This window comes from Roseateles sp. SL47 (genome assembly GCF_026625885.1).
Taxonomy (GTDB): domain Bacteria; phylum Pseudomonadota; class Gammaproteobacteria; order Burkholderiales; family Burkholderiaceae_C; genus Roseateles.
In genome coordinates, this window is the sequence record NZ_CP113068.1 from 6,210,664 (window position 1) to 6,237,022 (window position 26,359).

Below are 26,359 nucleotides of genomic sequence, written 5' to 3' on the forward strand. Positions count from 1 at the left end.
TCGGCCCACGCCGGGAGATCACCCAGATGCCAGAACTGAAGCGCCAATTGGCTGCGCTCACCCCTGACCAGCGAGCCAAGCTCAAGGCCCGCCTGGCCGGAGAAGCCGCGCCCCCCAAGGTCGCACCAAGCGCCTCCGAATCCGTGGTGCCCAATGGGCGGCCCATCGATTTCACCCTGTTCTTCTTCTCCGCCAATGGCGCCAGCCAATCGTTGGGCAAGTATGAGCTTCTGCTGCGCTGTGCCGAATTCGGCGACACCCACGGCTTCAAAGCCATTTGGACACCGGAGCGCCACTTCTCGCAGTTTGGCGGCCTCTATCCCAACCCGGCGGTGTTGGGAGCAGCATTGGCCGCACGGACGTCACAGCTGGAGATCCGCGCAGGCAGTGTGGTGCTGCCGTTGCACAACCCACTGGCGGTGGCGGAGGACTGGGCCGTCGTCGACAACCTGTCCGGCGGGCGTGTCGGCCTCGCCTTTGCCACGGGCTGGCACAAGACGGACTTCGTCCTGAGGCCGGAAGCATTCGCCACGCGGCGCGAGTCCATGGCCGCGAGCATCGAGCTGCTGCAAAAGCTGTGGCGTGGTGAGCAGGTGAGCATGCCAGGTGTCGACGGCGAACCGACCGCTATCGTCACCTTTCCCCGCCCCACGCAACCCGCATTGAAATTCTGGCTCACCTGCAAGAGCGAAGAGGGTTGGGCCGCTGCGGGTCGCATGGGCGCGAATGTGCTGGCCATGATGGGAGCCTCAAAAACGGCGCTGGCGCAATGCATCGCCACCTACCGCCGGGCACGCGCGGAGGTGGGTCTGCCCGCCGACAGCGGCACGGTGAGCGTGATGCTGCACACCTACATCGACAACGATGCAACGCGCGCCAAGGCCAAGACACGTGAGCCGCTGCAGTCCTACCTCGAGGACTACATCCAGCAATACCGGACGCTGGCGGACCCGGCCATTCAGCAGCAGGTCCTGAGCCACAAGAACGACTTCCTTGATTTCGCCTTCGAGCGCTATTTCGAACAGGCCTCGCTGCTGGGTCCGCAGAGCAAGTGCCAGGGCCTCCTCAACGAACTCGGCGATATGGGTGTGAATGAAATCGCCTGCCTGATCGACTTCGGCATTGATGACAACGACGTCATCGCGAGCCTCGCCCTTCTGGCCGACATGGCGAACGAGCGTCGCCGCGCCCACGCCCCATCACCCGCCCACCACGCCTCTTTTCCGGAACCCGCATGACGACGCCCAACGCCCCCAGCACTCCAAGCGCCCTCACCCAGATCGACCGCCTGGCGCCGCATGCCCGCGAATTGCTGCTCGCCAAGCTGAGTGAGCGTGCCCGAGGCGCATCTCAGCGCCAGATCGAACTCGTGCGCCGCCCCGCAGACTGGCTCTCCCTCGACAAACGGCCGCTGCTGAGCCTCTTTGCTGCGGCCGAGGAAGCCCCCGTGGACGCCGTCTCCATTACGTGCATGAGCGACCGTGTGGTCGGCAATGGTTACTCCCTCACCGACATCACACATGGGGTATGCGGCGATATGCCCTTGCTCACCAATGTGCGGGACCTGTCGATTGGCCGCATCGCCACGCTGACGCTGCCGCGCACCTACAGCCAGATCTATACCCAGCGCGGTGACATCGTTCGGCTGGTTCAGCAAAGCCTCCACATGGCAGCGGTACTGGGGGCCAAGGCGGTGTCGCTCACCGGCCTCATTCCTTCCGCCACGGACTATGGTCGCGCCGTGACCCATGGTCCCCAACTCCCCCAGATGACCACCGGCCACGCCACCACCATTTCCTCGGTGGTGCTCGCGTTGCAGCGCCTGCTGCGTGAAACCGGGCGGCGACTCGCAGACGAAGACCTCAGCTTCATCGGCCTGGGCTCCATCGGCGGTTCGACCTTGCGCCTCATGCTGGCCACGATGGAACACCCCAAAAGCCTGACGCTGTGTGATGTGTATGCCAAGCGCGCCGATGTCGACCAGCTGATGCAGGAGATCCGCAACACCTACGGTTTTGAGGGCCAACTTCGCTTTGTGGTGTCTCAACGGGTATGCCCGGACGAGGTCTACACCGCCAGTGTGGTGGTGGGCGCCACCAACGCGCCCAATGTGCTGGACGTGGCCAAGCTGCGGCCGGGCACGCTCATCGTCGATGACTCCGACCCGCATTGTTTCGACGCGGAGGCAGCCATCCAGCGTTTTGAGCAGGCGGGCGACATTCTCTTCACCGAGGGCGGCGCATTGCGCGCACCGGACGTGATCCGGCACCGCATCTACCTGCCCGAGCAATTCGAGTGGGCGCTGCAATACCCCGTCGATGATGACAATGCCCACCACATCACCGGCTGCATCTTCTCCAGCCTGCTGACGGCCCGCTACGGCTACCCCGCCACGCTGGGTTATGTCGACCAGGAGGACGCCCAGGTGCACCTGTCAGGGCTGGTGAAGTATGGCTACACCGCCGCCAACCTGCATTGCGGCACTTACCGGCTGGCGCCGGAGCGCATCGCTGCCTTCCGCAGGACCCACGGACGGACCGACACCGAGGCGGTCGAACTTCGCTTTGACGACGCGCTGTTGAAGCGCCGCATTTCCGCTCCCGCGTAACCCCGACGCCTGACGAGCCCCTGTTGACCTTGCCGCCACGCTCCGCGCAACACGATGGCGTTGGCGGCAAGAACGCCTCATCAACCACCGCCGCCGCATGACGCTCCCGCTCGATTCGCTGCCCAACTTCTATGCCGTGCTGCGTCACTGGGCCGCCCTTCGCCCGCAGCAGGTGGCTTTCCACTTCATGCCCGACGGCGAGGGCATTCAGGAGGTGCTGACCTTCGGCGAGTTGGATCGGCGCGCCCGTGCCATCGCCGCCCGTCTTCAGGCCCGGGAGTGGAGCCAGGCGCCCCTGCTGCTGCAATACCGTCCGGGGCTGAACTTCATCGTGGCCTTCTTTGCCTGCCTCTATGCCGGCGCAATCGCGGTGCCGGCTTATCCGCCCACCAACAACCGGTCGAAGTCCAGCCGCCTGCGGGCATTGGTTCAAAGCTGTGGGGCACGGGCCGTCCTCACCGACGGCGACACGCTGCCCGACCTGAACACCGCCGACCTCACCCTGGGCCTGCCCCTCCTGCGCACCGACACCGAGGACGCCACAGAAGGCGCCACAGAAGGCACCACAGAAGGCGCCACATGGACCGACCCCGGCGCGGGCAGCGAGGACATTGCCTTCCTGCAGTATTCCTCCGGTTCCACGGGTGACCCCAAGGGCGTGATCATCACCCACGGCAATCTGCTGCACAACCAGCGGTCCATCCGTGAGGCCATGGGGAACGGCGATCACACCATCTTCGCAAGCTGGCTCCCGCTCTTCCATGACATGGGCCTGGTGGGCAATGTCATGCAGCCGCTGTACCTGGGCATCCCCTGCTACCTGATGCCACCCATGGCGTTCATGCAGCAGCCTCGGCGCTGGCTGGAAGTGATCTCCCGGTATCGCGTCACATGCACCGGTGGCCCCAATTTCGCATTTGATCTGTGTGTGGATCGCATTCCAGAACACGAACGCGCAGGCTTGGATCTATCGAGCTGGGCGGTGGCCTACAACGGCTCAGAGCCGGTTCGACCGGAAACGCTGCGTCGATTTTCCGAGGCCTATCGTCCCCATGGACTGGATGGCGGCGCGCTCTACCCCTGCTACGGTCTGGCCGAGGGGTCCCTCCTGGTGAGCGGTCCTGAGGCGGGTCGCGGGCCATCGTTGTTGACCGTCGACAGCGCAGCACTCGAAGAAGGTCGGATCGAGCCGTCCGGAACGCCATCGCCAGCATCGGTCCGGCAGCTCACCAGTTGCGGAAAGATCTGGGGTGGGCAGACGGTGAAGGTGATCGACCCCGTCCGACGGACCGTGTGCCCGCCGGGTCAGGTGGGTGAAATCTGGCTGCAGGGACCAAGCATCACCCGGGGCTACTGGAAACGCCCCGATGCTGACGCGGCGCTCATCGTCCCCCGCGAAGACCAGCCGGGCGAAGGGGCCTACTGCCGTACAGGCGACCTCGGTGCGTTTGTGAACGATGAGCTCTACATCACCGGGCGCCTCAAGGAAGTTCTGATCGTGCGCGGGCGCAATCACTACCCGCAGGACATCGAGCAGTCGGTACAAGCCGCATGGCCGGGCTTCGTGCGCGGAGGTGGCGCCGCCTTCCTCGACGAGGACCGTCTGGTGCTGGTCCAGGAAATCGGGCGCACCTATCTGCGTCAGTTCGATGCCGACGCAGCCACCCGCATCGCCCGCGAGGTGCTCGCCGAACAACACGGTCTCACGCTGGCAGCCCTGGTGCCCATCAAGCCCGCCACGCTGGCCAAGACATCCAGCGGCAAGATCCGCCGGCAGGCCATGCGCGAAAGCTACCGCGATGGGAGCCTTATCCGCGTGGATGCACCTTCACCCTCAGCCGCAGCCGCAGCCGCAGCCGCAGCCGAGCCCATGGTGGACGCCGATCAGCCGCTTCCCACGCCCTTCCCACAGCTTTGCGACGTCCTGGCCACGATGGGCGTACACGCCGAAGGGCTGGCACCGGAGACGACGCTCTGGCAGCTTGGCCTGGACTCGCTCCAGATCGTGGATCTGCACATCCGGCTGGGGCATCTGCCGGGACAAACGCCGTCGCTGGACACCCTGTTCAGCGGCATCACGTTGATGGACCTGGCGGCCAGCCTTGGGGACCGCCCTGCCGCCCCACCCCTCCGCCCCCTGGCGCCCGCGTCGGCCCCAGCCACGCACGACGGGGAGCTGCCGCTGGTGACGCCCTACCAGGCGGCCATCTGGCTGAGGCAACAGCAGCAGCCCGCTGAACCGTTCTACAACCTGTCGGTGGCGCTGGAATTCGACGCGCCCATGGCCCCGGACGACATCGACCGCGCTGTTGCCCACCTGGTGTCGCAGCACCGCCATCTCCGGCAGCGGCTGGTGGTGGGTGGCGACGGCATCCTGACCTGGCAGGACTGTGCGGCGCCAGTGCCACGTCGCGTGTCGGCGGAGGGTTGGAGCGAGCCCCGCCTGGATGCCCTGCTCCGTGAAATCCGGGCCACCCCATTTGCGTTGGAAGCAGAAGCGCCGGTGCGCGCGTGTGTGATTGGCCAGGGACGGAGCACCTGGCTCGTCCTTTGCATCCATCACATCGCCACCGACTTCACCGGCGCCAGCCATCTGGTGGCCGAGTTGCTGCACACGCTGGCAGCTCCGGCGCGGCGGGTGCCCGGGCAAGATCTGGGTCGGACAGCGGCCGGCCTATTGAATCGGCTGGCCGCCCCGGGCGAAGACCTGCCTGCGGACTGGCTGGCCAGCCTCGCCGCCGCGCCCGCAGACATCGATCTGGGGCTGGGAGCGCCGCGGTCCGCAGATGCCGGCCCCGGGGCGCTTGCGCAGTGCTACGCCCATCTGGACGCGGGACTGTTCCGAGCCTGCCGACAACTGGCCCCCCAGGCGGGCGGCACGCTCAACGTGTTTCTCGCCTCGGCATTCGCGGCACTCCTGCACCGCTACAGCGGGCAGTCCTCGTTCTGCCTGGGCATGCCGTTCTCGGTGCGTCCGCCGGCCCTGGCGGACTGGCCGGGCAGTGCGGTCAACATGGTGCCCATCGCGTTCGAGTTCGCCGCGCAGCAGAGCCTGACGGCGCTGGTGGCGCAGACCACCCGCGCCGTCGTGCAGGGGCTCAGGTACCGTCATGTGCCCCTCACCATCGTGGCCGACCGGGTACGGCGTCTCCAGCCGGACCGCACACGCATCTTTGATGCGGTCTTCATTTGCCAGTCCGACAGCCCCGCGAACGGCGGCTTGCCGGCCACCCTGCTCGCCGGCTGCGACGATTGGCACCCGCTGCCAGAAAGGCCCGAACTCCGGGTGCGCTCGCGCCGCGTCCCTTCCACCGCCGGTCAGGCGCTCCTCACGCTGCTGGTGTTCCCCGATGAAGAAGGGGGCGCCCGCCTGTCGCTTGAGTACGACCGGGCGCGCATTCCGCAGGCGTTTGCCCAACGGATCCTGGGTCACTATGAGGGCCTGCTCCGGGCCGCTGTACGGCAACCCGATCAGCCTCTGCACGCATGGGACTACCTGCCCGCGACGGAATTGGATCAGCAGTGGCTGCAATGGAATGCGACGGGGTGGGACTCCGTCCCGCCAGAAGCATCCACATCCTCGCTCGTTCAGATGTTCCTGCAGCAGGCACATCGGAGGCCCACGCATACGGCGGTTGCCGATGCCCAGGGCGCCCAACTCAGCTATGCCGAGTTGCACCGGTTTGCGCAAGGCATACGCCACCTGTTGGAGCAACGCGAAGTGAAGCCCGGGGACTGCGTTGGCATTGCATTGCCTCGCAACCACCGGCTGCCCGCCGCCATCCTGGGTGTGCTGATGTGCGGCGCGGCCTATGTGCCGCTCGACCTGGACTACCCGCCGGAGCGTTTGCGCCACATCCTGAAGACCAGCGGAGCTGGCGTGGTGGTAACCGTGGCCGGACACGCCGGTGAGTTCCAGTCAAGCGGAGCCCGTTGCCTGCTGCTGGATGGCCTCACGGCGGATGCGTTGGCCCCCGTGCCGTCTGCAGGCCCGGCACCGGCCGGAGGGGCCGGTTTCCCCCATGCCGGGGACCTGGCCTATGTGCTGTTCACCTCCGGGTCGACCGGCCAGCCCAAGGGCGTTCAGGTGACCCATGGCAACGTACTGGCCTTGCTGGACTGGGCACGCCAGTGCTTCACTGAAGCGGAACGTGACCGCGTGCTGGCGTCCACCTCCGTTTGCTTTGACCTCTCGGTGTTCGAGCTCTTCGTGCCCTTGTGCCTGGGAACGACCTGCGTGATCACACCGCGAGTGCTGGACCTGATCGAACAGCCCAGCCTCGGCATCACCATGATCAACACCGTGCCGTCGGCGATTGAAGCCCTGCTGGCGTCGGGTTCGGTGCCCGCCACGGTGTCCACGGCGCTGGTGGCGGGTGAGCCCTTCCGGCAGGCGCTGGTGGATCGGCTCTACCGCGACAGCGGCGTGCGCCGCGTCCTGGACCTGTACGGCCCGACCGAGGACACCGTGTACTCCACGTTCGCCGAGCGCCGCCCCGCAGGCCGGGAATCGATCGGGCGCGCACTGCCCGGCACCCGCGTCTACCTGTTGGACGCTGCGCAACAGCCGGTGCCCATCGGCTTGCCTGGCGAGCTGTACCTGGCGGGCAAGGGAATGAGCATGGGTTACAAGGGCCGCGACGACCTGACAGACGCAGCCTTTGCACTGCCCGCCGCTCTGACACACCTGGAGACCCGCGCCTACCGCACCGGTGACATCGTCCGCCTGGCGGAGGACGGGGAGATTCTCTACATCGGGCGGCGTGACCATCAGATCAAACTGCGGGGCTACCGCATCGAATTGCAGGAAATCGACGCCTGCCTGGCGGGCAGTGGCCTGGTGCGAGAGGCCGTGGCCGATGTCGTCAGCACCCCGGCGGGCCAGCTCGTCCTGGTGGCACATGTGGCGTGGCCCGACGGCGTTGACGCGCCCAGCGCCAGCCAAGCACTGAATGCCCAGCTCGCGCGCCATCTGCCGCATTACATGCGCCCGCAGCACCTGCTGGTGCTGGGAGCACTGCCTCGCACGCTGAACGGCAAGATCGACCGCCGAGCGCTTCCGCGCGTGCTGACGGAGCCACTGGCACAACACCAGGAAGCTCCCCTGGAGCCGGGCCTCATGGTCGAGCTCGCCGCTGTCTGGGCTGAGGTGCTGGGCACGGCCCCCACCAGCAGGCATGCGAATTTCATCGAGCTGGGCGGCAATTCGCTCAGCGCGGTCCAGCTACGGGTGGCCCTGCAGCGACGCTGGTCGCTCGACGTGCCACTCGCTGTCCTGCTGACCCTGCCCGTGCTGAACGAACAGGCCATGGTCTTGGCCGAACTGCGTGGGTCGGCGACAGCCGAAGCCGCCCGCAACGCCGTCCTGTCTGACAACGACGGTGCCGAACTGGAGGAAATCGACCTGTGAAGATCGACCTGCTTGCCTTGATTCGCCGCCTTCGGGCCGAGGGTGTGAAGCTCAGCGCGACGGATGGCCAGCTCAGGCTGACCGCGCCAAAGGGTCGGTTGGACGCCGACACCATCCAGACCCTGCGGGACCACAAGGCCGATGTCCTGGCCTGGCTGGAGGTGCTGGACCACCAGGGCGCCCAGCGTCTTCCCCACTTCCCCACGCCGGCCGGCGCCGTTCCTGCCACCACTGGGCAAGTCGGCATGTGGCTGCTGTCCGGTCGAGGCCTCGGCGATGCCTACCATGTCGCTGCCGGTCTTCAGCTGGAGGGCGAACTGGATGTGGCCGCGCTGCAGCGGGCCTGGTCGTCCGTGGTGCAACGCCATGCGGGCTTGCGCACACGGTTGGTGGAGCGAGACGGTTTCATCTGGCAGGAAGTGGATGAGCAAGGGGTGGCACTGCCCCCGGCCGACGCAATGGCAGGAGAGGACCACCTGACGGACGAACAGCTCCTGCAGCGGCATGCCACCCCGAACTTCGCTCTGGACCGGGAGGTTCCGGTACGTGTGCGGCTGCTGCGGCGCCGACCACAACAACATCTGCTGATGTTGTGCTTTCACCATGCATCGATCGACGGTTGGAGCCTGCGGCAACTACTCGCCGAACTTGCCCAGGCTTATGCGCTTGCACGTCACGACGAGGCGATTTCATGGGCCGCCCCATCGCGTACGCTGGCAGACCTGGCGCTGTGGCAACAGCAGCGCGGCAAAGACACTGCAGAGGCAACAAGCCTTGCCTACTGGCTCGAGCAACTGGGCACGCTGGAATCTCCGCTACGCCTGAGTGACCCGAGCCGCCCCGAAGCGGGCCTGCGTGCGGGGCACCAGCTGCTGGAGCTTCCCCCTGACGTGGTTCAAGGCCTGCACCGGCTCGCGTCGTCCAGCGGCATCACGCTGCACCACTGGTTGCTGGCCTGCTTCAAATTGCTGCTGGCCAAGTACGGCGGCGCTCGTGAAGTGGCGCTGCTGGTGCCCGTGGCCCAGCGCGAGATGCCCGGCACCGAGGACCTGGTGGGCATGCTCGCCAACACGGTCCCCAGCGTGAGCCGCATTCACAGTGAGCAGACGCTGAGAGAGCTCGCCACCAGCGAATCCCAAGCTACGCGACGTGGCCTGCCGCACCATGCCGTACCCTTCGAGCGTGTGATGCGGGAGGCACGCGCGCAAGGCATCGATGTGCCGGCCCAGGTCATGTTCGGCCTGCAGGCCGTATCGGAAGAGGACATTGCGCTGGGTGCCGTGCGCGCCACCCTGGTTCGCCACCGCCCTGAGACCGCCAAGTTCGAACTCACTCTGACGATCGAACAGCGGCAGGACCGGCTGACCTGTCTGATGGAGTATCGACAGGCGACGTTCGAAGCCTGGGAAGTGGACGCGCTTCTTGCGGCCTATGCGCATGTATTGACACAGGCGCTGCTGTCGCCCGACCAGCCACTGAGCCTCTTCGCCTTGCTGCCCCCAAGGACCGACCCTTATGTCCCTGCCGCAGAAGGCCAGCCGCACACCCTCCAGCAGATCGCAGCCCAGGTGGCGCGTACACCAACCGCCATCGCGCTCGCACAAGGTCATCGCCATCTCAGCTACGCGGAGATGTGGCGCCGGGTCGAACACGCTGCAGCGCAACTGACCCATGCGGGTGTGCAGCCGGGTGACCATGTGGGGGTGCTGCTGCCCCCGGGCCCGGCCATCGCGATTGGTGCGCTGGCAGCGCTGGCGGTCGGCGCGGCCTATGCGCCCCTGGACATTCACCAACCGCAAGAGCGGACCGCACACATGGTGTCGGATGCCGGCTTGAAGGTGGTCTTCGTGGCGCCGGACTTTCCGCCCCCCGACACCATCCCCGGCCCTGCCGTCTGGTTGCCCCTGAGCATCGAGAGTCAACTGCCCTGCGCCACCGACGCCAGTTGGGCCCCTCGCGACACCGACCCGCTCGCGGCCGCCTATCTGATCTTTACCTCGGGGTCCACCGGCCTGCCCAAGGCTGCCCGTGTGCATCAACGCGGTCTCAACCAATTGCTGCATTGGTACCGCGAGGCCGCAGTGGACAGCCACACGACGGCCTTGATCATCAGCAACCCAAGCTTCGACCTCACGCAGAAGAACATGCTGGCGCCACTCACCGTGGGCGCCCGAGTCGCCTGGCCGGATGCAGCGCGCTTCGAGCCGCATGCCATTGCGGACGCCATGCGGACCTGGCGGGACACCCTGGTGAATTGCACCCCCACCGCGTTCCAGGCCCTGCTGGCGTCCGCCGAGGACGAAGGCTATGCCGCCCTGTCCAGCCTGCGCACCGTGGTGCTGGGTGGCGAGCCCATTGCACTCGACCCGTTACGGCGCTGGCAGCGGGCACGTCCCGCTGGCGCCCCGATTCGCGTCATCAACAGCTATGGACCCACGGAATGCGCCGACGTGGTGGCCTGGGAGACGCTCGCGGCCGATCTGGAGGCCGCCACCTCACCGGTCGCCCTGGGGCATGCCGTACCAGGTTGCCGTCTTGATGTGCTGGACCTCGACGGCCAGCCCTTGCCCGACGGTGCCGTGGGGCAACTGTGGATCGATGGCGACTGTGTGGGCCTGGGTTATCTGAACCGCGACGACCTGACTCAGCGCGTCTTTCAGCCCGGCGGCGTGGGCATCTCCGGGCGACGCTATGCAAGCGGGGATCTGGTGCGGCGCCTGCCCGACGGCCGCCTGCACTACCTGGGCCGGCGCGACCAGCAGGTCAAGTTCCACGGCCACCGGATCGAGTTGGGAGAAATCGAATCGGCCCTGCTGGCCCTGCCCCTCATCGTGCAGGCGGCCGTGGCACTGCGTCACGATGCCCGGGGCCAGGCGCTGCTCGTCGCGTTTTATGCCCTGCGAGAAGGTAGCGCTGTCTTGCCGGAAGCGGACATTCGTCGTGCGCTGGCCCGCACGCTGGCGCCCTACCAGTTGCCCAGCCGGTACGTCTGCCTGCCGCAACTGCCGCTCACCCGCAGCGGAAAAATCGACCGGCAGGCCTTGCCCGCATCCCTGCCCGAGCTGCCGCCCGCCTCGCCGGGGAGCGGTCGTCTCCCCTCGGCCCCGCTCAGTGCCTTGGAGCAGCCACTGGCCGAACTCTGGCAGTCCCTTCTGGGCTGCCCCAGCCTCCCGGGTCCCGAGGACAACTTCTTCGATCTGGGCGGCCATTCGCTGCTGGCCCTCCAGATGATGGCTCAGGCCCGGCGCACCCTGGGCGTGGATTGGTCGGTTCAACAGGTGTTCGATACACCTACGCTGGCCGCGCTGGCGGCGCTTGCAGCGCAGGACCAGCGCCCGGGTGCTGCGATCACGGACACCCACAAAATCGTTCCGGTGCTGCATGAAGGTCCGATCCCGCTGTCGCTGGCGCAACGACGTCTGTGGTTCCTGGATCAGCTGGACGAGGGCAATGCGGCCTATCACATTGCTGGCGCCTTGCGGTTGACCGGCGATTTGCAGGTCGACGCGCTGGAACGCGCGCTGCATGCGGTCGTGGCGCGGCATGCGACCCTCCGCACCCGCTTTGAAGCAGCGGGCGCACCCGGGGTGGTGCAGCGGGTCCTCCCGGCGGAAGCCTCCGGCATCGCGCTGGAATGGGTCGACCTTCGCCATCTGGGCGAGGGCACACCGGAGCAGGAGTCCGCGTGGCGGCTTCAGGCGGACGAACTGTCGACCCGTCCCTTCGACCTGACGCACGGTGCCCCTCTGTACGCACGACTGCTGGCCCTCGGCCCGCACACGCAGATGTTGCTGGTCAGCATGCATCACATCGTGTCGGACGGCTGGTCGATCGGCGTGTTGATGCGCGAACTCGGTGAGTTCTATGGTGCGTTCACGCGCCAATCAACGGTGGCCCCTGAGGCGCTGCCGGCGCTGCCGTCGCTACCGCCGCTGCCCATCCAATATTCCGATTACGCCCACTGGCAACACCAAGCTGCCCAGCTGGCGCAGGCCGAACAGCAGCTCGCCTATTGGCGCCTGCAGCTGGCCGACTTGCCCGAGGTGCATCAGCTGCCCACCGACTTCCCACGGCCAGCGAAGCAGCGCTATGTGGGTGCGCTGCACCGAAGCCATTGGGATGCGGCACTGACGGATCGCCTGCGCCAGCATTGCCGCAGCCGTGGAGCGACGCTCTTCATGGGGCTTCACGCCGCATTCAGTGCTCTGCTGTCGCGTTTTAGCGGCGAGACCGACATCGTGCTGGGGACACCCGTCGCCAACCGCGAACAGGTGGAAGTGGCCGGACTGATCGGCTGCTTTGTGAACACCCTGGTGCTGCGCGCCGACCTGTCGGCCCGGCCCAGCTTCGACACCCTGCTGGATCAGTGCCGGCAAACGGGCTTGCAGGCGCTGGCTCATCAGCAGTTGCCTTTTGACCGGTTGGTCGAGGCCTTGCAGCCCCCGCGTTCGCTCAGCCACACGCCGCTGTTCCAGGTGATGCTGTCGCTACAACCCGGAACGGACAGTGATCTGAAGCTGCCGGGCCTGGCGGTTCAACCCGTGGCGCTCGCCCGGAGGCAGGCGCAGTTTGATCTGACGCTGGACGTGACCGACGGCGCCGACGGGCTGCGACTCGTCTGGGAGTACAGCACGGATCTGTGGGAAGCCGCTTCAGTGGCCCGAATGGCTCAGGCCCTGGAGCGGCTGGTGATCCACATGCTCAGTGAGGTCACGCGCCCGATTGACCAACTGCCCCTGCTGGATGCCTCCGCCCAGCAGCAGATGCTCCAACTGGGCTGCGGCGAGACCTTGCAGGTGCCGGACACCTGCTTGCACACGCTGTTTGACGCAGAGGCTGCCGCCCGCCCCACCGCCCCCGCCGTCATCGACAGCGAAGGCAGCATGGACTACGCCACCCTGGCGCAACGCTCCCACCGCCTGGCGCATCAGCTGCTGGCCGCTGGCGTGAAGCCGGGGGAGCGAGTGGGCATTTTTCTGCCGCGTCAGAGCGCGCTGATGGTCAGCCTGCTGGCGGTCTGGAAAGTCGGCGCCGTGTCCCTGCCGCTGTCTCCCGACCACCCGGAGGAAAGGCTTCGACAGATCACGGACGACGCCGACGTTCGTCACGTCATCACCCTCGACAGCCAGCGACCGATGCTGACCTGGCTGCCATCGGCGCCCAGTGTGAACGTGCTGTGGATGGATGCCGCCCTGCCGGGCTCCACAGCGGACATCAGCGCCCCGCTGCCCCAGGTCCAGCCGGAACAGGCGGCCCACCAGATCTACCCGGCTGATTCGGCCGGTGTTCTCAAGGGTGTTGTGATCAGCCACCGCAACGCGGTCGCCCACCTGACTGCAGCCCGGGCGGTCTATGCCCCGCCCCCGGCAGCTCGGGTGCTGCAATTCGCGGATATCAGCTCCGACGGATTGATCGAGGAAGTCTGCCTTTCGGTGCTCAGCGGCGGCAGCCTGCACCTGCGGGCTGCCCCCCAAATGCCCACGCCGGACGCCTTCTGGAGACACGTGGCTTCCGAGGCCGTGCAGGTGGTCTCGCTGCCCACGGCTTATTGGCATGGCCTGTGCGATGCACTCACCGAAGCCGAGGCGGCCACGGCCGCCCGACACCTCACCACCTGCCTGGTGCGCGGGGAGTCCATGCGCACCGATGCCTGGCAGCGCTGGCGGACCTTTGTGTCCACTGGGGTGGCGCTGTTCCATACATATGGCGTTGCCGAAACAACGATCGCCGCCATGGCCGACCGGCTTGACGATGCAGCCTGCGCCCCGACCCTGGGCCGCCCCTTGCCTGGCTATCGCTGCCAGGTGCTGGACGAGGCTGGGCAGCCGGTTCCCTTGGGCGTACGGGGAGAGCTCTATATCGCCGGGCCTGCGGTGTCGCCGGGCTATTGGCGACGGGACAGCCTGACCCAGCAGCACTTCGTGGCCGCGCCGTTCGAGGCGCCCGCAGGCAGCCGCTGCTACCGCACAGGTGATCGGGTGAGCTGGCGGGCCGACGGCCGGCTGCGCTTTCACGGCCGTGCCGACCAGCAAGTCAAGCTGCGGGGCTTCCGCGTCGAGCTGGGTGAGATCGAATCGGCCCTGCGCTCGCTGGACGAGGTGCATGACGCCTGCGTACAAGCCTTGGCTCATCCGGACGGCAACCAGCGCCTCGCCGCCTACGTGGTGATGGACGGCTCCGGCACGGAGACCGCCACGGTGCAGAGAAAACTGGCCGCCTTGTTGCCGCATTACATGCTGCCCGGTGCCTGGATGCGGCTGGATGCACTCCCCCGCACACCGAACGGTGAGGTGGACCGCATGGCCCTGCCAGAACCGGCGTTCGCCGTCGCCGACCCAGCCGCTGGGCCAGTGCTGCCGACCACTCAACACGAGCGCCAGATCGCAGCCCTCTGGGACTCCCTGCTGTCACCGGGTCGGCCGATTTCCGCCCACGACAACTTCTTCTCGCTCGGCGGACATTCGCTGCTGGCACTGGAACTGGTGCGATCTCTGCGCCAGCAATTGAATTGCCATGTACCCGTAGACCTGATCTTTCGGCACCCGACCTTGGCGGCGCTGGCCCAGGCCGTGGCCGAGCAGTCCACGACAGGCACGGGCGCGTCCGTCTCGCTTGCCCCGCCTCGCCTCGCGGAGACGGACCCAGTCCCGCTCACGCCGATGCAGCGGCGCCAGTGGTTTCTGTTCCGGCTGGAGGGACCCAGTGCAGCCTACAACATGGCCTGCGCCTACCGCCTGCACGGGCACCTGGATGAAGCGGCCTTGCAAGGCGCGATCCGGGACGTCACCCAGCAGCACTGGATTCTGCGTAGCCGGCTGGTCCAGCATGAGGGGCATGACCTGCCGGTGCTGATGACCGCGCCCGCCGACGAAGTGCCCATCCGCTCCACCGCCTGCACCGCCGCCGAGGCATCGGCCCGCATGGCGGAGTTCCTCGGCCACCGCTACGACCTGTCCACCGAGTTGCTGTCCCGCTTCGAATGCCTGAGCGTGGACAACGGCCGTCACTACCTGCTTGCCAACATTCACCATATCGGCTGCGACGGGCTCTCGCTACGCACGCTGCTGCGCGACATCGCTCTGGCTTATGAGTGCCGCGTCCATCAACGCGCGCCTTGGCAGCCCGCACGCGCCGTCCAGTTCGCGGAATTGGCCTCCTGGCAGCGTCGGCTTCGCGATGACGAACACCAGCGGCAGGCGCTGACTGAGCTCACGGCTCACCTGCGTGGCGCCCCCAACGTCTCCACCTTGCCCTTGGACTGGCCCCGGGAGGGCGCGCGCCGCGCGGACACTGTCCGCACCGCCCAGCGGCTCAGCTTCGATTGGGATGCCTCACTGAGCCACGGCATCCACCGCCTGGCCAGCCGGCAGGGCACCACGCCGTTTCATGTACTGCTGGCCAGTTGGGCCTGGGTGCTGTCGCGGCTGAGCCGCCTGGACGACATCGTGATCGGTGTCCCCATGGCCTGCCGAGACCTTCCGGGCAGTGACGACGTGATTGGCCCTCTGCTCAATACCCTGGCGGTCCGCGTGGACTGTAGCGAGGTCACCGACTTCAACGCACTGTTGGCGCGCACCACCGATGCATTGGCCTTTGCACGCGACCGACGCGAGGTGCCATTGGAAGATCTGGTCGACGCGCTCAACCCGCCGCGCAGCATCGACCTGTCGCCCCTGTTCCAGGTGCAGTTCGTGCTCGACCCCATCGGGGGCGAGGTGCTGAAGCTCGGGGAGCTTGAGGCCCACCCTCTCAGCCCGGAGGACAGCGGCGTCCACCCTGGCGCCAAGTACGACATCAACATCCATGTGCTGGATGGTGCTGAGCGACTGCAGGGCTACATCGACTACCGCCCGTCCCTCTACCACGCAGCCTCGATGGGCGCCGCCCTTGACGCCTGGAAGCAATTGCTGGCCCGTGTCGCCGCCCAGCCCGATGCCCCTCTGCGCACGTTTGGCCTGGTGAACGCAGAAGGCGCCCGCGCCCTGGCGTCCCAGGTCGGCCGCACCGACTCCAGCCTGCCACTCGACCTTCCGGTGCACCGCCTGTTTGAACGGCAGGTCGACCGGACCCCGGACGCCCCGGCGGTGGACGGCGGGGAGACGGTGCTCACGTATCGGGAGCTTGACCAGCGCGCCAACCAACTGGCGCACCGGCTGGTCGAGTCGGGCGTGAAGATCGGCGAACGGGTGGCCGTGGCGCAAGGCCGTGGCGTATCCCGCACGATCACGCTGCTGGCGATTCTGAAAGCCGGTGCCGCCTATGTGCCGGTGGATCCCGACTGGCCCCTCTCACGCCGGGCCATGGTGTTGGACAGCGTGAACTGCCGATTCATGGTGGTGGCTGCCGACCAGGACGCCGCAATGGAAGCCTCGGGCCCGCACAGCGCCGCCTTGCGGCGAATTGCTCCCCACGGGGTCGCTGATGAGACTCGCCCGGCGGCCCGCCTGGACCATGAGGTGCCGGCGAGTGGCCCCTGCTACCAGATGTTCACGTCGGGATCGACCGGCACACCCAAGGGCGTCATCATCCCTCACGCGGGCGTGACGCATGACTTGCTGTTTCTCATCCGGAAGCTTGGCCTCGGCCCGGGTCACCGCGTACTTCAGCTCACCGCCTTCAGTTTTGATCCGTCGGTGCGTGACCTGTTCGCGACGCTGGGTTGCGGCGCCTGCGCGGTCCTGGTGGATGACCACTCGGCGCGCCACCCGGCTCGCATCCTGGAACGACTGCACCACGGCCGTGTCAGTCATGTGCTGTCGATGGTGCCGACGCTGCTTCGTGCCTTGCTCACCGAGGCCGAAAGCGGCGAGCCTGCGACGCCCCTCGGCCCCCTGCTTCAGGTGCTCATGTTGAACGGTGAGCGGCTGCGCGGCGATGACTGCAGCCGAGCCCGTTGCCTGTTGGGTCCGGCGCTGCGACTGATCAATCAATATGGCCCGACCGAGGCCACGATGACCAGCGCCACCCATGAGGTGGAGGCGCGCGACCTGCACACCCTCACCGTGCCGCTGGGGCAGCCCAATCCGAACACGTCGCTGTGGGTGATGGACTCGGACGGTCACCCCTTGCCTGCGGGCGCGATCGGTGAGATCTGGATCACCGGGCCCGGCCTGGCAGCAGGTTATGAGGGCCTGCCCGATCAGACCAACGCCGTCTTTGTTCAGGCCCAACTGCCGCATGAGCAGGCACCGACGCGCTTCTATCGGACTGGTGACCTGGGGCGGTGGCGAAGCGATGGTGTCCTGGAGTTCCACGGTCGTATCGACTTCCAGATCAAACTGCGAGGCTTGCGCATCGAGCTGGGTGAGATCGACAGTTGCCTGGGCCAGCAAGCGGGCATCGGCCATTGCGCCACCGCGCTGCATGAAGACGAGAACGGTCTGCAATGGCTGTGCGCGTTTTATATGGTTCGTGGCACGCCGCCCGATGTCGAAACCCTGAAGAAGGCGATGGCCCAGCGACTGCCCGCTGCCATGGTGCCGGCTCTGTTCGTTTTACAGGACTCGCTGCCGCTGACGGCAACCGGCAAGGTGGACCGGCGGCGCCTGCCCGACGTGGCACCGTATATCGCCCGTCTGGCGCAAGCCGCCGAGGAATCGCTCGACGACGTCGAGCAGCAGGTGGCGGCGACCTGGTCCACCCTGCTTCAACTCCGCAGGGCGCCCAGCCGTCATGCCAACTTCTTCGAACTGGGCGCCAACTCCCTGCTGATGGTGCAGGCGCGCGACCGGCTGGCCGCACGGTTTGGCAGTCACCTGGATGTGGTGGATCTGTTTGAGCATCCGACCATTGCCGCGCTAGCCGCCCATCTGCGCGCGAACTCAGGAGACACCCGCGCGGCAACGGCTGTCAGCCCAAGCGCGCCACCGGTGCCGATGGACAGGCAGCTCGGACAGCGCCGGGCCCACCTGCAGCAACGGGCCGCCCGTCATGCCGCCGCACAAGCGGATCGGCTGGATATCAAGGAACCATCATGAGCCTGACGAACATACTCCCTTCCGCTTCGGAAGCCCCGACTGCGACAGTGACGGCGACAGAGACTGCGACCGCTGCCACCACCGGCACCCGGCTGGAGCGCGGACTCCAGGTGCTGGGCCGGATTGAACTGGACCTGGGCAACCCGCACGGTTTGCTGCACGGCATGCGCGTCCATGCACCTCGTTTCAAGCAACACACCATCGAGCACTTTGGTGACCGCTTCGCTGACGACCAGCGCCTGGAGGTTCGCACCAAGTTGCTGGTGGCCCTGGCGCTGTCGGCCACGCAGCCCGGACATGACGATTTGCTGGAGTTCCATATCGGCGCCGCCCTGAAAGCGGGATGGGACCGGGAGCAGATCATCGAAACATTCGAACTGGTCGGCGCCTATGCAGGTCAGCCCGCTGCCCTGCGCGCTGTGAAAGTGGCGATTGCCACCTTTGAGAAGGTGGATGCATGAGTAACGTTGCAGTCGCCGATGCCTCACCCGGCATGCGTTCCTTGATCCGCCCCATGGGCTCCTTCCATCCAGTGGATGGGGACGGATGGCTGGTCAACGACACACGCGCAGACCATGTGCCCGTCGCCCTGCGCGACAGGCTGATCGACTTTTTTGATGACTGCTTCGGAGCGGCCCTGGTGGCGGTGTATGTCAGGGGTTCGGTGGCGCGTGGAACGGCCGTGGCGGGTGTGTCCGATCTCGACGCATTCGCCGTCGTGGCGGACGGCACGGAGCCCGTCTGCCCGCACCTTCCAAGCGATACGCTGGCGCAGTTCCAGGCGTCCGCACCCGGCCTGATCGACTTCGAGCTGAATGTCTGCCGCCGCGATGATGTGGTGCGGAACTATTTCAGCACCTGGGCCTTCCTGGTGAAGACGCAGTCCGCCCGCATTCACGGCGAAGATCTGGCCGCCGGGCTGCAGCCCTACCGGGTGGGTCCTCATCTGATGGCAGAGGCCATGTACCTTCCGCTTCGCATGCGCGACTATGCGGCACGTATTGCCTCGGACAACAGCCCTGCGCAGGCCACGGCCACCTGCCAATGGATGATGAAGGCGGTGGTGCGAGCCGCGTTTGACCTCACCATGGATCGGGCCGGGCTTTACACGCGGGACCTCTACCCCTGCTGGCAGACCTTCTCCCAGTTCTACCCCACCCGGGCGGACGACTGCGAGCGCGCCTTGCGCTGGGCCATCGCCCCCGACCACAACACCACCGCCCATCGCGCCCTCGTGGACGACTTCGCCACCTGGATTGGCCAGGAAGGTGTGCGCCTCGTGCAGGCGCACGGCATCGACCTGTCGAGGTATGAACTGTGAACAGCTTGTTGCGCAGCACCGCATTCACGCGGTTATGGTTGGCCATCTTCGTCAGCACCACCGGCAACTTCCTGCTGATGCTGTCGTTATCGGTCTATGTCTATCGCCAGACCGGCGACAACTTTGCAGCCGCCGGGGTGTTTGCCACCCAGTGGCTGGCCACCGTCGCTTCGGCGCCGTTGAGTGGATGGCTCGGTGGCCGATTCGATACGTCCCGGCTCGCGGCAGCGTGTGAGCTCACCGGGGGGGTGGTGTCCGTGCTGGTGGGTCTGTTCGTCCACGCCTTGCCGGCGGTCTATCTGTTGTTGCTGGTTCGCGGATTGGCCGAAAGCATCGGCAAATCGGCTCGCGTCCTGGCCATGCGGGACCACGTGGAGGACGACCACATCGAACGTGCCGCCTCCATGATCGGCACAGCCACCTTCATCGGCATCTCGGTGGGGTCGCTGGTCGGTGCGGTACTGATCCATCACCTGGCGCTGTTGCACATCGCGCTGCTGGACGCCGCCAGCTTCCTGCTGTCCGCCGGCCTTTATCTCTCCCTGGGCCGCGCGCCTGCACGCACCACAGCGGCTGCTCGACCCGCCTTCAACGCGGTGCTGCGCGACGGCTGGCGGGCCGTGCGTGCCGACCCGCTGCTGGGGCGACAGGTGGCCTACATGATTGTCTCCACGGCCTTTTTCCAAGGCTTCCACAACATCGCACGCACCCTCCTCCCCATCACGCGGCTGGACATGGGGGAACGCGGCGTCATGTTGCTCCAGGCGCTGGCCAGCGTGTCCTTCTTCCTGGGGGCCGTGATCGTCACCCTCCTGATGCAGAAGCGGCAAATCGCGGGCCGCGTTGAACCTTGGGGCATCAGTGCAGCGGCCGCTGCACTGATGCTGCTGTCGATCCTGGCCTCGCAACCGGCCTGGAGCCTGCTCGCTTATGCAGTGTTCCTCATGCTGTCTGAAGTGACGTATGTGTTCTGCCAGAAAAACATCGTGACCCACTGCCCCCGTGAACAGCTCGGCCTGGTCTCCCCGCTGGCGCTCTCGGCCGCCACCTTGGGACTGGTGGTGGTGATCTATGCCGGTGGCTGGCTCTCGGACCAGGTGGGCCTGGTGACCACCGCCGTGGTCGTCGCACTTGCCACGGCCGGCTGCCTGGTGGCCATCGAACTTCGCTCGCCCCGGCCTTTCCGCCTGTTTGCGCCCCTTCCCTGAATCAAGCACGCCACATCATGGACAGAAGACTTCGCCTCGATCTCACCGATTCATTGACCTACTGGGTCAAACCCGGCCCGGATATGGAGCGTGATTTCCTGGATCTGCTGAGCCGCGCCCGTATCGGTGGCGACAAGCCGCCGTACGTGCTCGGCGACAGCCCCATCGTGGGCTTCACCGAGGTTCCGCTGGCGCTCTCCGCCAAGCTCTTGTCCGGCGCCAAGGACTTCGGCATCAACTACGCCCCGGTGGGCCTTCTGTTTGAGCGCCGATGGGTGTACGAACACGGGGGCCGCCCCGTCATCTACCAGCGCGCCGAGGAGGCGGCCCTTTTGCCTGCGGCTCTGCTGTACCGGCATGTGACGCTGGACTTCGACCAGCAGATCGACTTCACCTGGAAGCGCGAATGGCGCATTCCCACATCCGCGCTCGACCTGCAACAGGCGCCCTGCCGGCCGGTCCTGCCGACGGCCGCCTGGCTGGATCGCGCCCGGGAGGCGCTGGTCCATGAGCCTGCGGCGCTGGCGCTGCTGGACCGAACCGTGGTCCTTGAACACTTTCTCTGATGCCATCGGAAGCCATCAACGCATGAACATGTTGTCCCAGAATGTCGACCTCCAGCAGCGCCGCGCCGCGTTGGTGGTGGCGCCTCCCATCGAACATGCCATTGCCCAGCGCACCAGCCTTGCCGACGCCCTGGCTCATGCTGCGCGCGTCCGTGGCGACGGGCGTCTGACCTGCATCGACAGCAGCGGCCGGGAACGTCATTGGACTTATCGCACCCTGTATGAGGCGGCAAGCCGTGCCGCCGCAGGCCTGATCCGGCAGGGTGTGACGCCTGGCAGCCACGTCGTTCTGCGCCTGGCCGACCCGTACGAATGGGTGCTGGCGCTGTGGGCGTGTTTCCTGGCGCGGGCGGTGGCGATTCCCACCTACGCGCTGGAGCCCCTGCCGGCGGACGCCTCTGGCGGTCAGCGGCTCGCGGGCGCCCTGCAGGTGCTGGCTCCGACGGCGCTGCTGGTCTCCACGGCCGAACAGACACGCGCCACAGCGCTTAAAGATGAGCATGGCTGGCCGCAACTGCTGGTGCTCACCCCCGATGCGCTGTTGGCGGAGGATGGCGCCGACGGCGTGTCCACAGCGGTGGCGTCGCAGGCCACGCCCCCCGACCCTGACCGATTGGCGGTGATCTTCCCCACTTCCGGATCGAGCGGCACACCCAAACCCGCCACACAGACCGAATCGGCGTTGTTGGGCATGTGTGCCGGCAGCGCGCAGATGAATGCCTTCAATGAACGTGACGTGTTCATGAACTGGATGCCGATGGACCATGTGGGCGCCGTCGTGTTCCTGTGCGTGCTTCCGGTTTGCGTGGCCGCAGACCAGGTGCTGGTTGCCTACCCGTACGTCCGGGCGGACCTCTTCCGCTGGTTGGATCTGATGGCACGCTGGCGCACCAGCGTGGGCTGGGTGCCCAACCATGTCTTCAACCAGGTGGCCAAACGGCTGGAGCACGAGGCCCCGCGCGCCTGGGACCTCTCGGCGCTGCGCTTCCTCGTCAACGCCGGCGAAAGTATCAGCCCCGGCTTCGTGCGACAGTTTGCCGAACAGTTGCAGGGGTGTGGTCTGCGCGCTGATGCAGTGCGGCCGGCCTTCGGCATGTCGGAGACCTGTTCCGGTATCACCTGGGCGCAGGGGCTCCAGGTTGCGGGCGACCGATTCGTGGACCTGGGAGCGCCCATCCCGGGCGCGGCCATGCGGGTGGTCGGTCCGGACAATGAGGTGCTCGCCGAAGGCGAGGTGGGACGCTTGCACCTCCGTGGCCCATCGGTCACGCGCAGCTATTTCCGTCTGGTCCGGGATGACGTCTTCCTGCCGGACGGTTGGTTCGACACCGGCGACAGCGCCTTCATCAGGGACGGACATCTCTATCTCACCGATCGAGAGGGAGACGCGGTGGCCGGCCTGCCCATCCATGGCTATGAGCTCGAAGAGGCCATCGAGCGTCTGGAGGGTGTGCTGGGTGGCCACACTGCGGTGTGCGATGGCAAGGGGGAAGAGGGGCCGGTGGTGGTGGTGTTTTACTGCGCCGACCCGGACCATCCCAACCCTGAGTTAACGGCGCACATCGACGCGACGCTGCGGCGCCTCGCCCCGGAGACCCCCATCATCGCCACCGCTGTGGCCCCCCACCAATTGCCGCGCACGTCGATTGGCAAGATTCAGCGCAAAGTGCTGCGGCGCCAGGTCGAACGCGTGGCGCAGCAGGCAGCGCAGAGGCGGACTTGAGGGACATGCTGAACGCGCAACGCTTTGATGTGCATCGCCCGGGTCTGCTGGTTCATGGTTTCGGCTTCGCAGGGGCAGGCGCGGGCGCTCTGAAACCGCTGCTCGCGCATTTGCCGATCGGCCTGGGCCTGGCGGAGTTCGTCATGCCGGGACGCGGCCGGCGTGTGCGCGAAACGCCGGTGACCCAGCTGGATCGCCTCTGCCAGCAGGCCAGCGAGGCGTTGGCGGAAACCGATCAACCGCTGATCTTGCTGGGTTACAGCCTGGGTGCCCTGCTGGCCTTCGAAACCGCCCATCTGCTTCAGTCCGCGGGACGCCCGCCGGCTGCGCTGGTGGTGTGTGCGCTCAACGCGCCGCAGCATCTTGCCGCCGGTGGGGAGGTCCATCGACTGCCATTGCCGGCATTACGTGATCATCTGGCGGCCCTTGGCGGCACACCCGACGTGGTGTTGCGCGACCTTGATGTACTGGCCTGCTTTGCCCCGGGGATCCGCGCCGACTACGAGCTGATCGAGACCTACCGATATGTCCCTCGGGAGCGCTTGCGCTGCCCCATCGTGACACTGGCAGGCACTCGTGATGCGCTCACCGGCATGGACGAGGTGCATGCCTGGTCCGCCCTGACCACGCAGCACTGCACGACGCTGTGGGTCGATGACACTCACTTCTTCCTCGACCGCCACACCGACCGTTGGCACCGTGCTTTTCAAATGGCCGCCAGTGCGGCGAATGCATCCACCCTGTTCCACACGACTTGACCCGTTTGAGAAATCCGAATGACGATTCAATTGATTGAGACCTACCCCGACACCTCGGACGCCATCAGCCTGATCGATGAGCTCTCGCAGCGGTTGAAGTCCATCACTGGCAGCAGCGGCGCCAAAAATTTCACCGCAGAGAGTGTGCAGGAGCGGGGCATCTTCGTGGTGGCCTATCGGGACGGCCAGGCCTGCGGCTGCGGGGCCATCCGGTTGCTGGATGCAGCCGGCCGGCCGGATGTCTGCGAGGTCAAACGCATGTACAGCCGTGTGGCGGGTGCCGGCATCGGCAGTGCCATCCTGAAGCACCTGGAACAACGCGCCGTGGCGCTGGATTACCGTGAAGCCTGGCTGGAGACCCGTCGGGTGAACACCGTGGCGGTGGAGTTTTACAAGCACCACGGCTATGTGGAACGTGAGAACTTCGGTGTTTATGTGGGCCGCCCGGAAGCTGTGTGCTTTGAACGGAGGCTGGCATGACGGTCCGGGTCCGGCGCGCGCGGCTCACGTGGGTCGCCAACGCTTGTTTGACTCTGTGCCCCCTGGGGGCGATGGCGCAACAAGCGCCCGCCGCCGCTGCATCGGCACCGAAGACGGTGCTGGAGGCGGTCACGGTGAACGGCACCAAAGAGGCCGACGACCGCCGTGACGCCACTGCCGCAAAGACGGTCATCAGCCGCGAGACCATTACCCGTTATGGCGATACCAACCTTGCCGATGTTCTGCGGCGAGTCCCCGGCATCACGGTCACGAAGTCACGCGGCGACGGATCGTCCATACGGATGCGAGGGCTGGGCGAGGGCTACACGCAGCTCATGATCAATGGGGAGCCAGCACTGCCCGGCGTGACACTGGATTCCATCTCGCCCGACCTCATCGAACGCATCGAGGTGATCCGGACGGCCACTGCGGACCAGAGTACCCAGGCCATTGCCGGCACCATCAATGTGATCCTGCGGCGCAGTGCCAAGCGGCGGGACCACGGCATGAAGGTCGGGCTGAGCACCAAGGAAGGGCTGGTGTCGGGTCAGGCCAGCACCGAATACGGCGAGCAGAACGACGCAGGGAGTTGGTCGCTCGCGGCGAATGTGGGGGTGAACCGTGACCGCTGGTCGAGCACCACCGAACAGATCGGGCGAGATGCTGCCGACACCCTCCTCTACAGGCGCATGACCAACACCGACGACACGCTGACCAAGAGCACCGCTGGCCTCACCGCCAACTCATTGTGGAAATGGGGAGAGGGTGATTCGGTCAATCTCAACGGTTTTGTGCAGGCCCAGCACTCCCGCCTGCAGGAGACCGAAGTCCGATACGCCACATTCGGCACCCCTTCGGAATTTGCGGGAGACAGTCTTCATTTGCCCAGCCACTCCTTGCTGGCACGGCTGACGGGTGCTCTCAAGTTGAATTGGGACGACGCAGGGCAGTTGGATCAGCGGGTGACAACGGCCCTGACGGACGTGGACGCCGATGGATTGCGTGCCTTCTACGAAGACCCGGCTCAGCACATTGTCGACCGGCGGGTGGTGGGTCATCTGAAGGACACCACGGGGACCTGGACCGGCAAGTACAGCAAGGCCTTCCGGGAGAACCAGGTCATTGACGCGGGCTGGGATGGGCAACTGACCCAGCGTAATGAACAGCGCACGCAGACGGAGACCAGCCCGGTGGGGCATGCCACGCAGAGCTTTGATCAGCGTTATGAGGCCCGGGTGACTCGCCTGGCTTTATATGTGCAAGATGAAATCTCCCTGGGCAAGGGACTGGCGCTCTATGGCGGCATGCGATGGGAGGGCCTGCACACCAAGGTGACGGGCAACGACGACACGGACATCGCGCAGCGGTCCAGCGTGTTCAGCCCGACCATGCAGTTGCTGTGGAAGATTCCGGACAGCAAATCTGACCAACTCCGTCTGTCGCTGGGCCGCACGTACCGCGCGCCGGCCACCAAGGATCTCATTCCACGCCGGTGGCAGACGGCCGACAACTCACCCACCACGTCTGACTTTCAGGGCAATCCCGCGCTTCGACCTGAACTGGCATGGGCGCTTGATCTGGGGTATGAGCACTACTTGTCTGGCGGCGGCCTGCTCAGCGTGAACGTCTACACCAAGCGTATTCAAGGCGTGATCCTCCAGCAGCTGTTTCAGGCGGCAGACGGCCATTGGGTGACCTCGCCTTACAACGGTGGAGATGCAAGCGCCAGTGGCGTTGAGTTCGAAGGCAAGGCCAAGCTGAAAGATTTGCTGGGGAACGCGCCGGATGCGGATGTGCGCTTGAGCGTGGGACGTAATTGGTCCCGGGTGGACAGCCTGCCGGGGCCAGGCAACCGGCTGAGCCAGCAGGCGCCGTTGACCGTCAGCACGGGCGTTGACTACCGACCGACGACCGACTTCACGGTGGGCCTGGGCTACACGTACAGCCAGGGGGCCTACACCCAAAGCTCTCTGACGCGCTCGACGACGACGCACGATAGCCACAGTGCGGATCTGTACGGACTGTGGAAGGTGGCGAAAGATCTGCAGGTGCATGCCAGCGTCAGCGTGACCCCGGGCCCGGATGACGGCTTGCGGGATGGCTACGCCGATGCCAATGGCAGCGTGCAGCAGGTGGTGCGCTCTGCAAGGCAATGGACGGCCAAGATTCAGGTGCAGAAGACGTTTTGACGCACGGACTTTCAGTTTCACCACCGCCCGCAGTGCAGTGGTGGAAGTGATGTACCGAAGCCATCGGCACCTGCCGGTCACGGGCTGGGCCATGCCCCCACGGTGGGGGCCTGCGTCCG

12 protein-coding genes are annotated in these 26,359 nt (G+C 66.3%); all 12 read left to right on the forward strand.

Features of this window, described 5'->3' with window-relative positions:
- The first annotated feature begins 26 nt into the window (after window positions 1–26).
- The 12 genes from OU995_RS26790 (at window position 27) to OU995_RS26845 (ending at window position 26,240) form a co-directional block, all read left to right on the forward strand.
- A complete protein-coding gene (locus OU995_RS26790; RefSeq protein ID WP_267833202.1) occupies window positions 27–1,238 on the forward strand; it encodes a MupA/Atu3671 family FMN-dependent luciferase-like monooxygenase in 1,212 nt (403 codons plus the stop codon).
- The gene (locus OU995_RS26795; protein ID WP_267833203.1) at window positions 1,235–2,608 is read left to right on the forward strand and encodes an amino acid adenylation protein; all 1,374 of its coding nucleotides are present in this window, start codon (window positions 1,235–1,237) and stop codon (window positions 2,606–2,608) included. The genes OU995_RS26790 and OU995_RS26795 overlap by 4 nt, the downstream gene beginning before the upstream one ends.
- 97 nt (window positions 2,609–2,705) lie before the next feature.
- On the forward strand, window positions 2,706–8,018 hold the full coding sequence (locus tag OU995_RS26800; RefSeq protein WP_267833204.1) for a non-ribosomal peptide synthetase: 5,313 nt from the start codon (window positions 2,706–2,708) through the stop codon (window positions 8,016–8,018).
- Window positions 8,015–17,995 (forward strand): non-ribosomal peptide synthetase, encoded by a 9,981-nt coding sequence (locus tag OU995_RS26805; protein ID WP_267833205.1) that lies wholly within the window; start codon window positions 8,015–8,017, stop codon window positions 17,993–17,995. Before OU995_RS26800 ends, OU995_RS26805 begins: the two co-directional genes overlap by 4 nt.
- Entirely contained in the window at window positions 17,992–18,456 is a 465-nt protein-coding gene (locus OU995_RS26810; RefSeq protein ID WP_267833206.1) for a carboxymuconolactone decarboxylase family protein, read from the forward strand. The genes OU995_RS26805 and OU995_RS26810 overlap by 4 nt, the downstream gene beginning before the upstream one ends.
- Window positions 18,453–19,316, forward strand: a complete 864-nt coding sequence (locus OU995_RS26815) for a hypothetical protein (protein ID WP_267833207.1) — start codon at window positions 18,453–18,455, stop codon at window positions 19,314–19,316. The genes OU995_RS26810 and OU995_RS26815 overlap by 4 nt, the downstream gene beginning before the upstream one ends.
- Window positions 19,313–20,524: an MFS transporter gene (locus OU995_RS26820; protein WP_267833208.1), complete on the forward strand. Its 1,212-nt coding sequence runs from the start codon at window positions 19,313–19,315 to the stop codon at window positions 20,522–20,524. Before OU995_RS26815 ends, OU995_RS26820 begins: the two co-directional genes overlap by 4 nt.
- A 17-nt stretch (window positions 20,525–20,541) precedes the next feature.
- Window positions 20,542–21,090 (forward strand): hypothetical protein, encoded by a 549-nt coding sequence (locus OU995_RS26825; RefSeq protein WP_267833209.1) that lies wholly within the window; start codon window positions 20,542–20,544, stop codon window positions 21,088–21,090.
- A gap of 22 nt (window positions 21,091–21,112) precedes the next feature.
- Window positions 21,113–22,813, forward strand: coding sequence for an AMP-binding protein (locus OU995_RS26830; RefSeq protein WP_267833210.1), 1,701 nt, complete (start codon window positions 21,113–21,115; stop codon window positions 22,811–22,813).
- A 5-nt stretch (window positions 22,814–22,818) separates the two neighbouring features.
- Window positions 22,819–23,571 carry a thioesterase II family protein gene (locus OU995_RS26835; RefSeq protein WP_267833211.1) on the forward strand — a complete coding sequence of 251 codons (753 nt, stop codon included), beginning with the start codon at window positions 22,819–22,821 and terminating at the stop codon, window positions 23,569–23,571.
- Between the two features lie 18 nt (window positions 23,572–23,589).
- Window positions 23,590–24,051: a GNAT family N-acetyltransferase gene (locus OU995_RS26840; RefSeq protein WP_267833212.1), complete on the forward strand. Its 462-nt coding sequence runs from the start codon at window positions 23,590–23,592 to the stop codon at window positions 24,049–24,051.
- A gap of 47 nt (window positions 24,052–24,098) precedes the next feature.
- Window positions 24,099–26,240, forward strand: coding sequence for a TonB-dependent receptor plug domain-containing protein (locus tag OU995_RS26845; protein ID WP_267833213.1), 2,142 nt, complete (start codon window positions 24,099–24,101; stop codon window positions 26,238–26,240).
- Window positions 26,241–26,359: the final 119 nt, after the last annotated feature.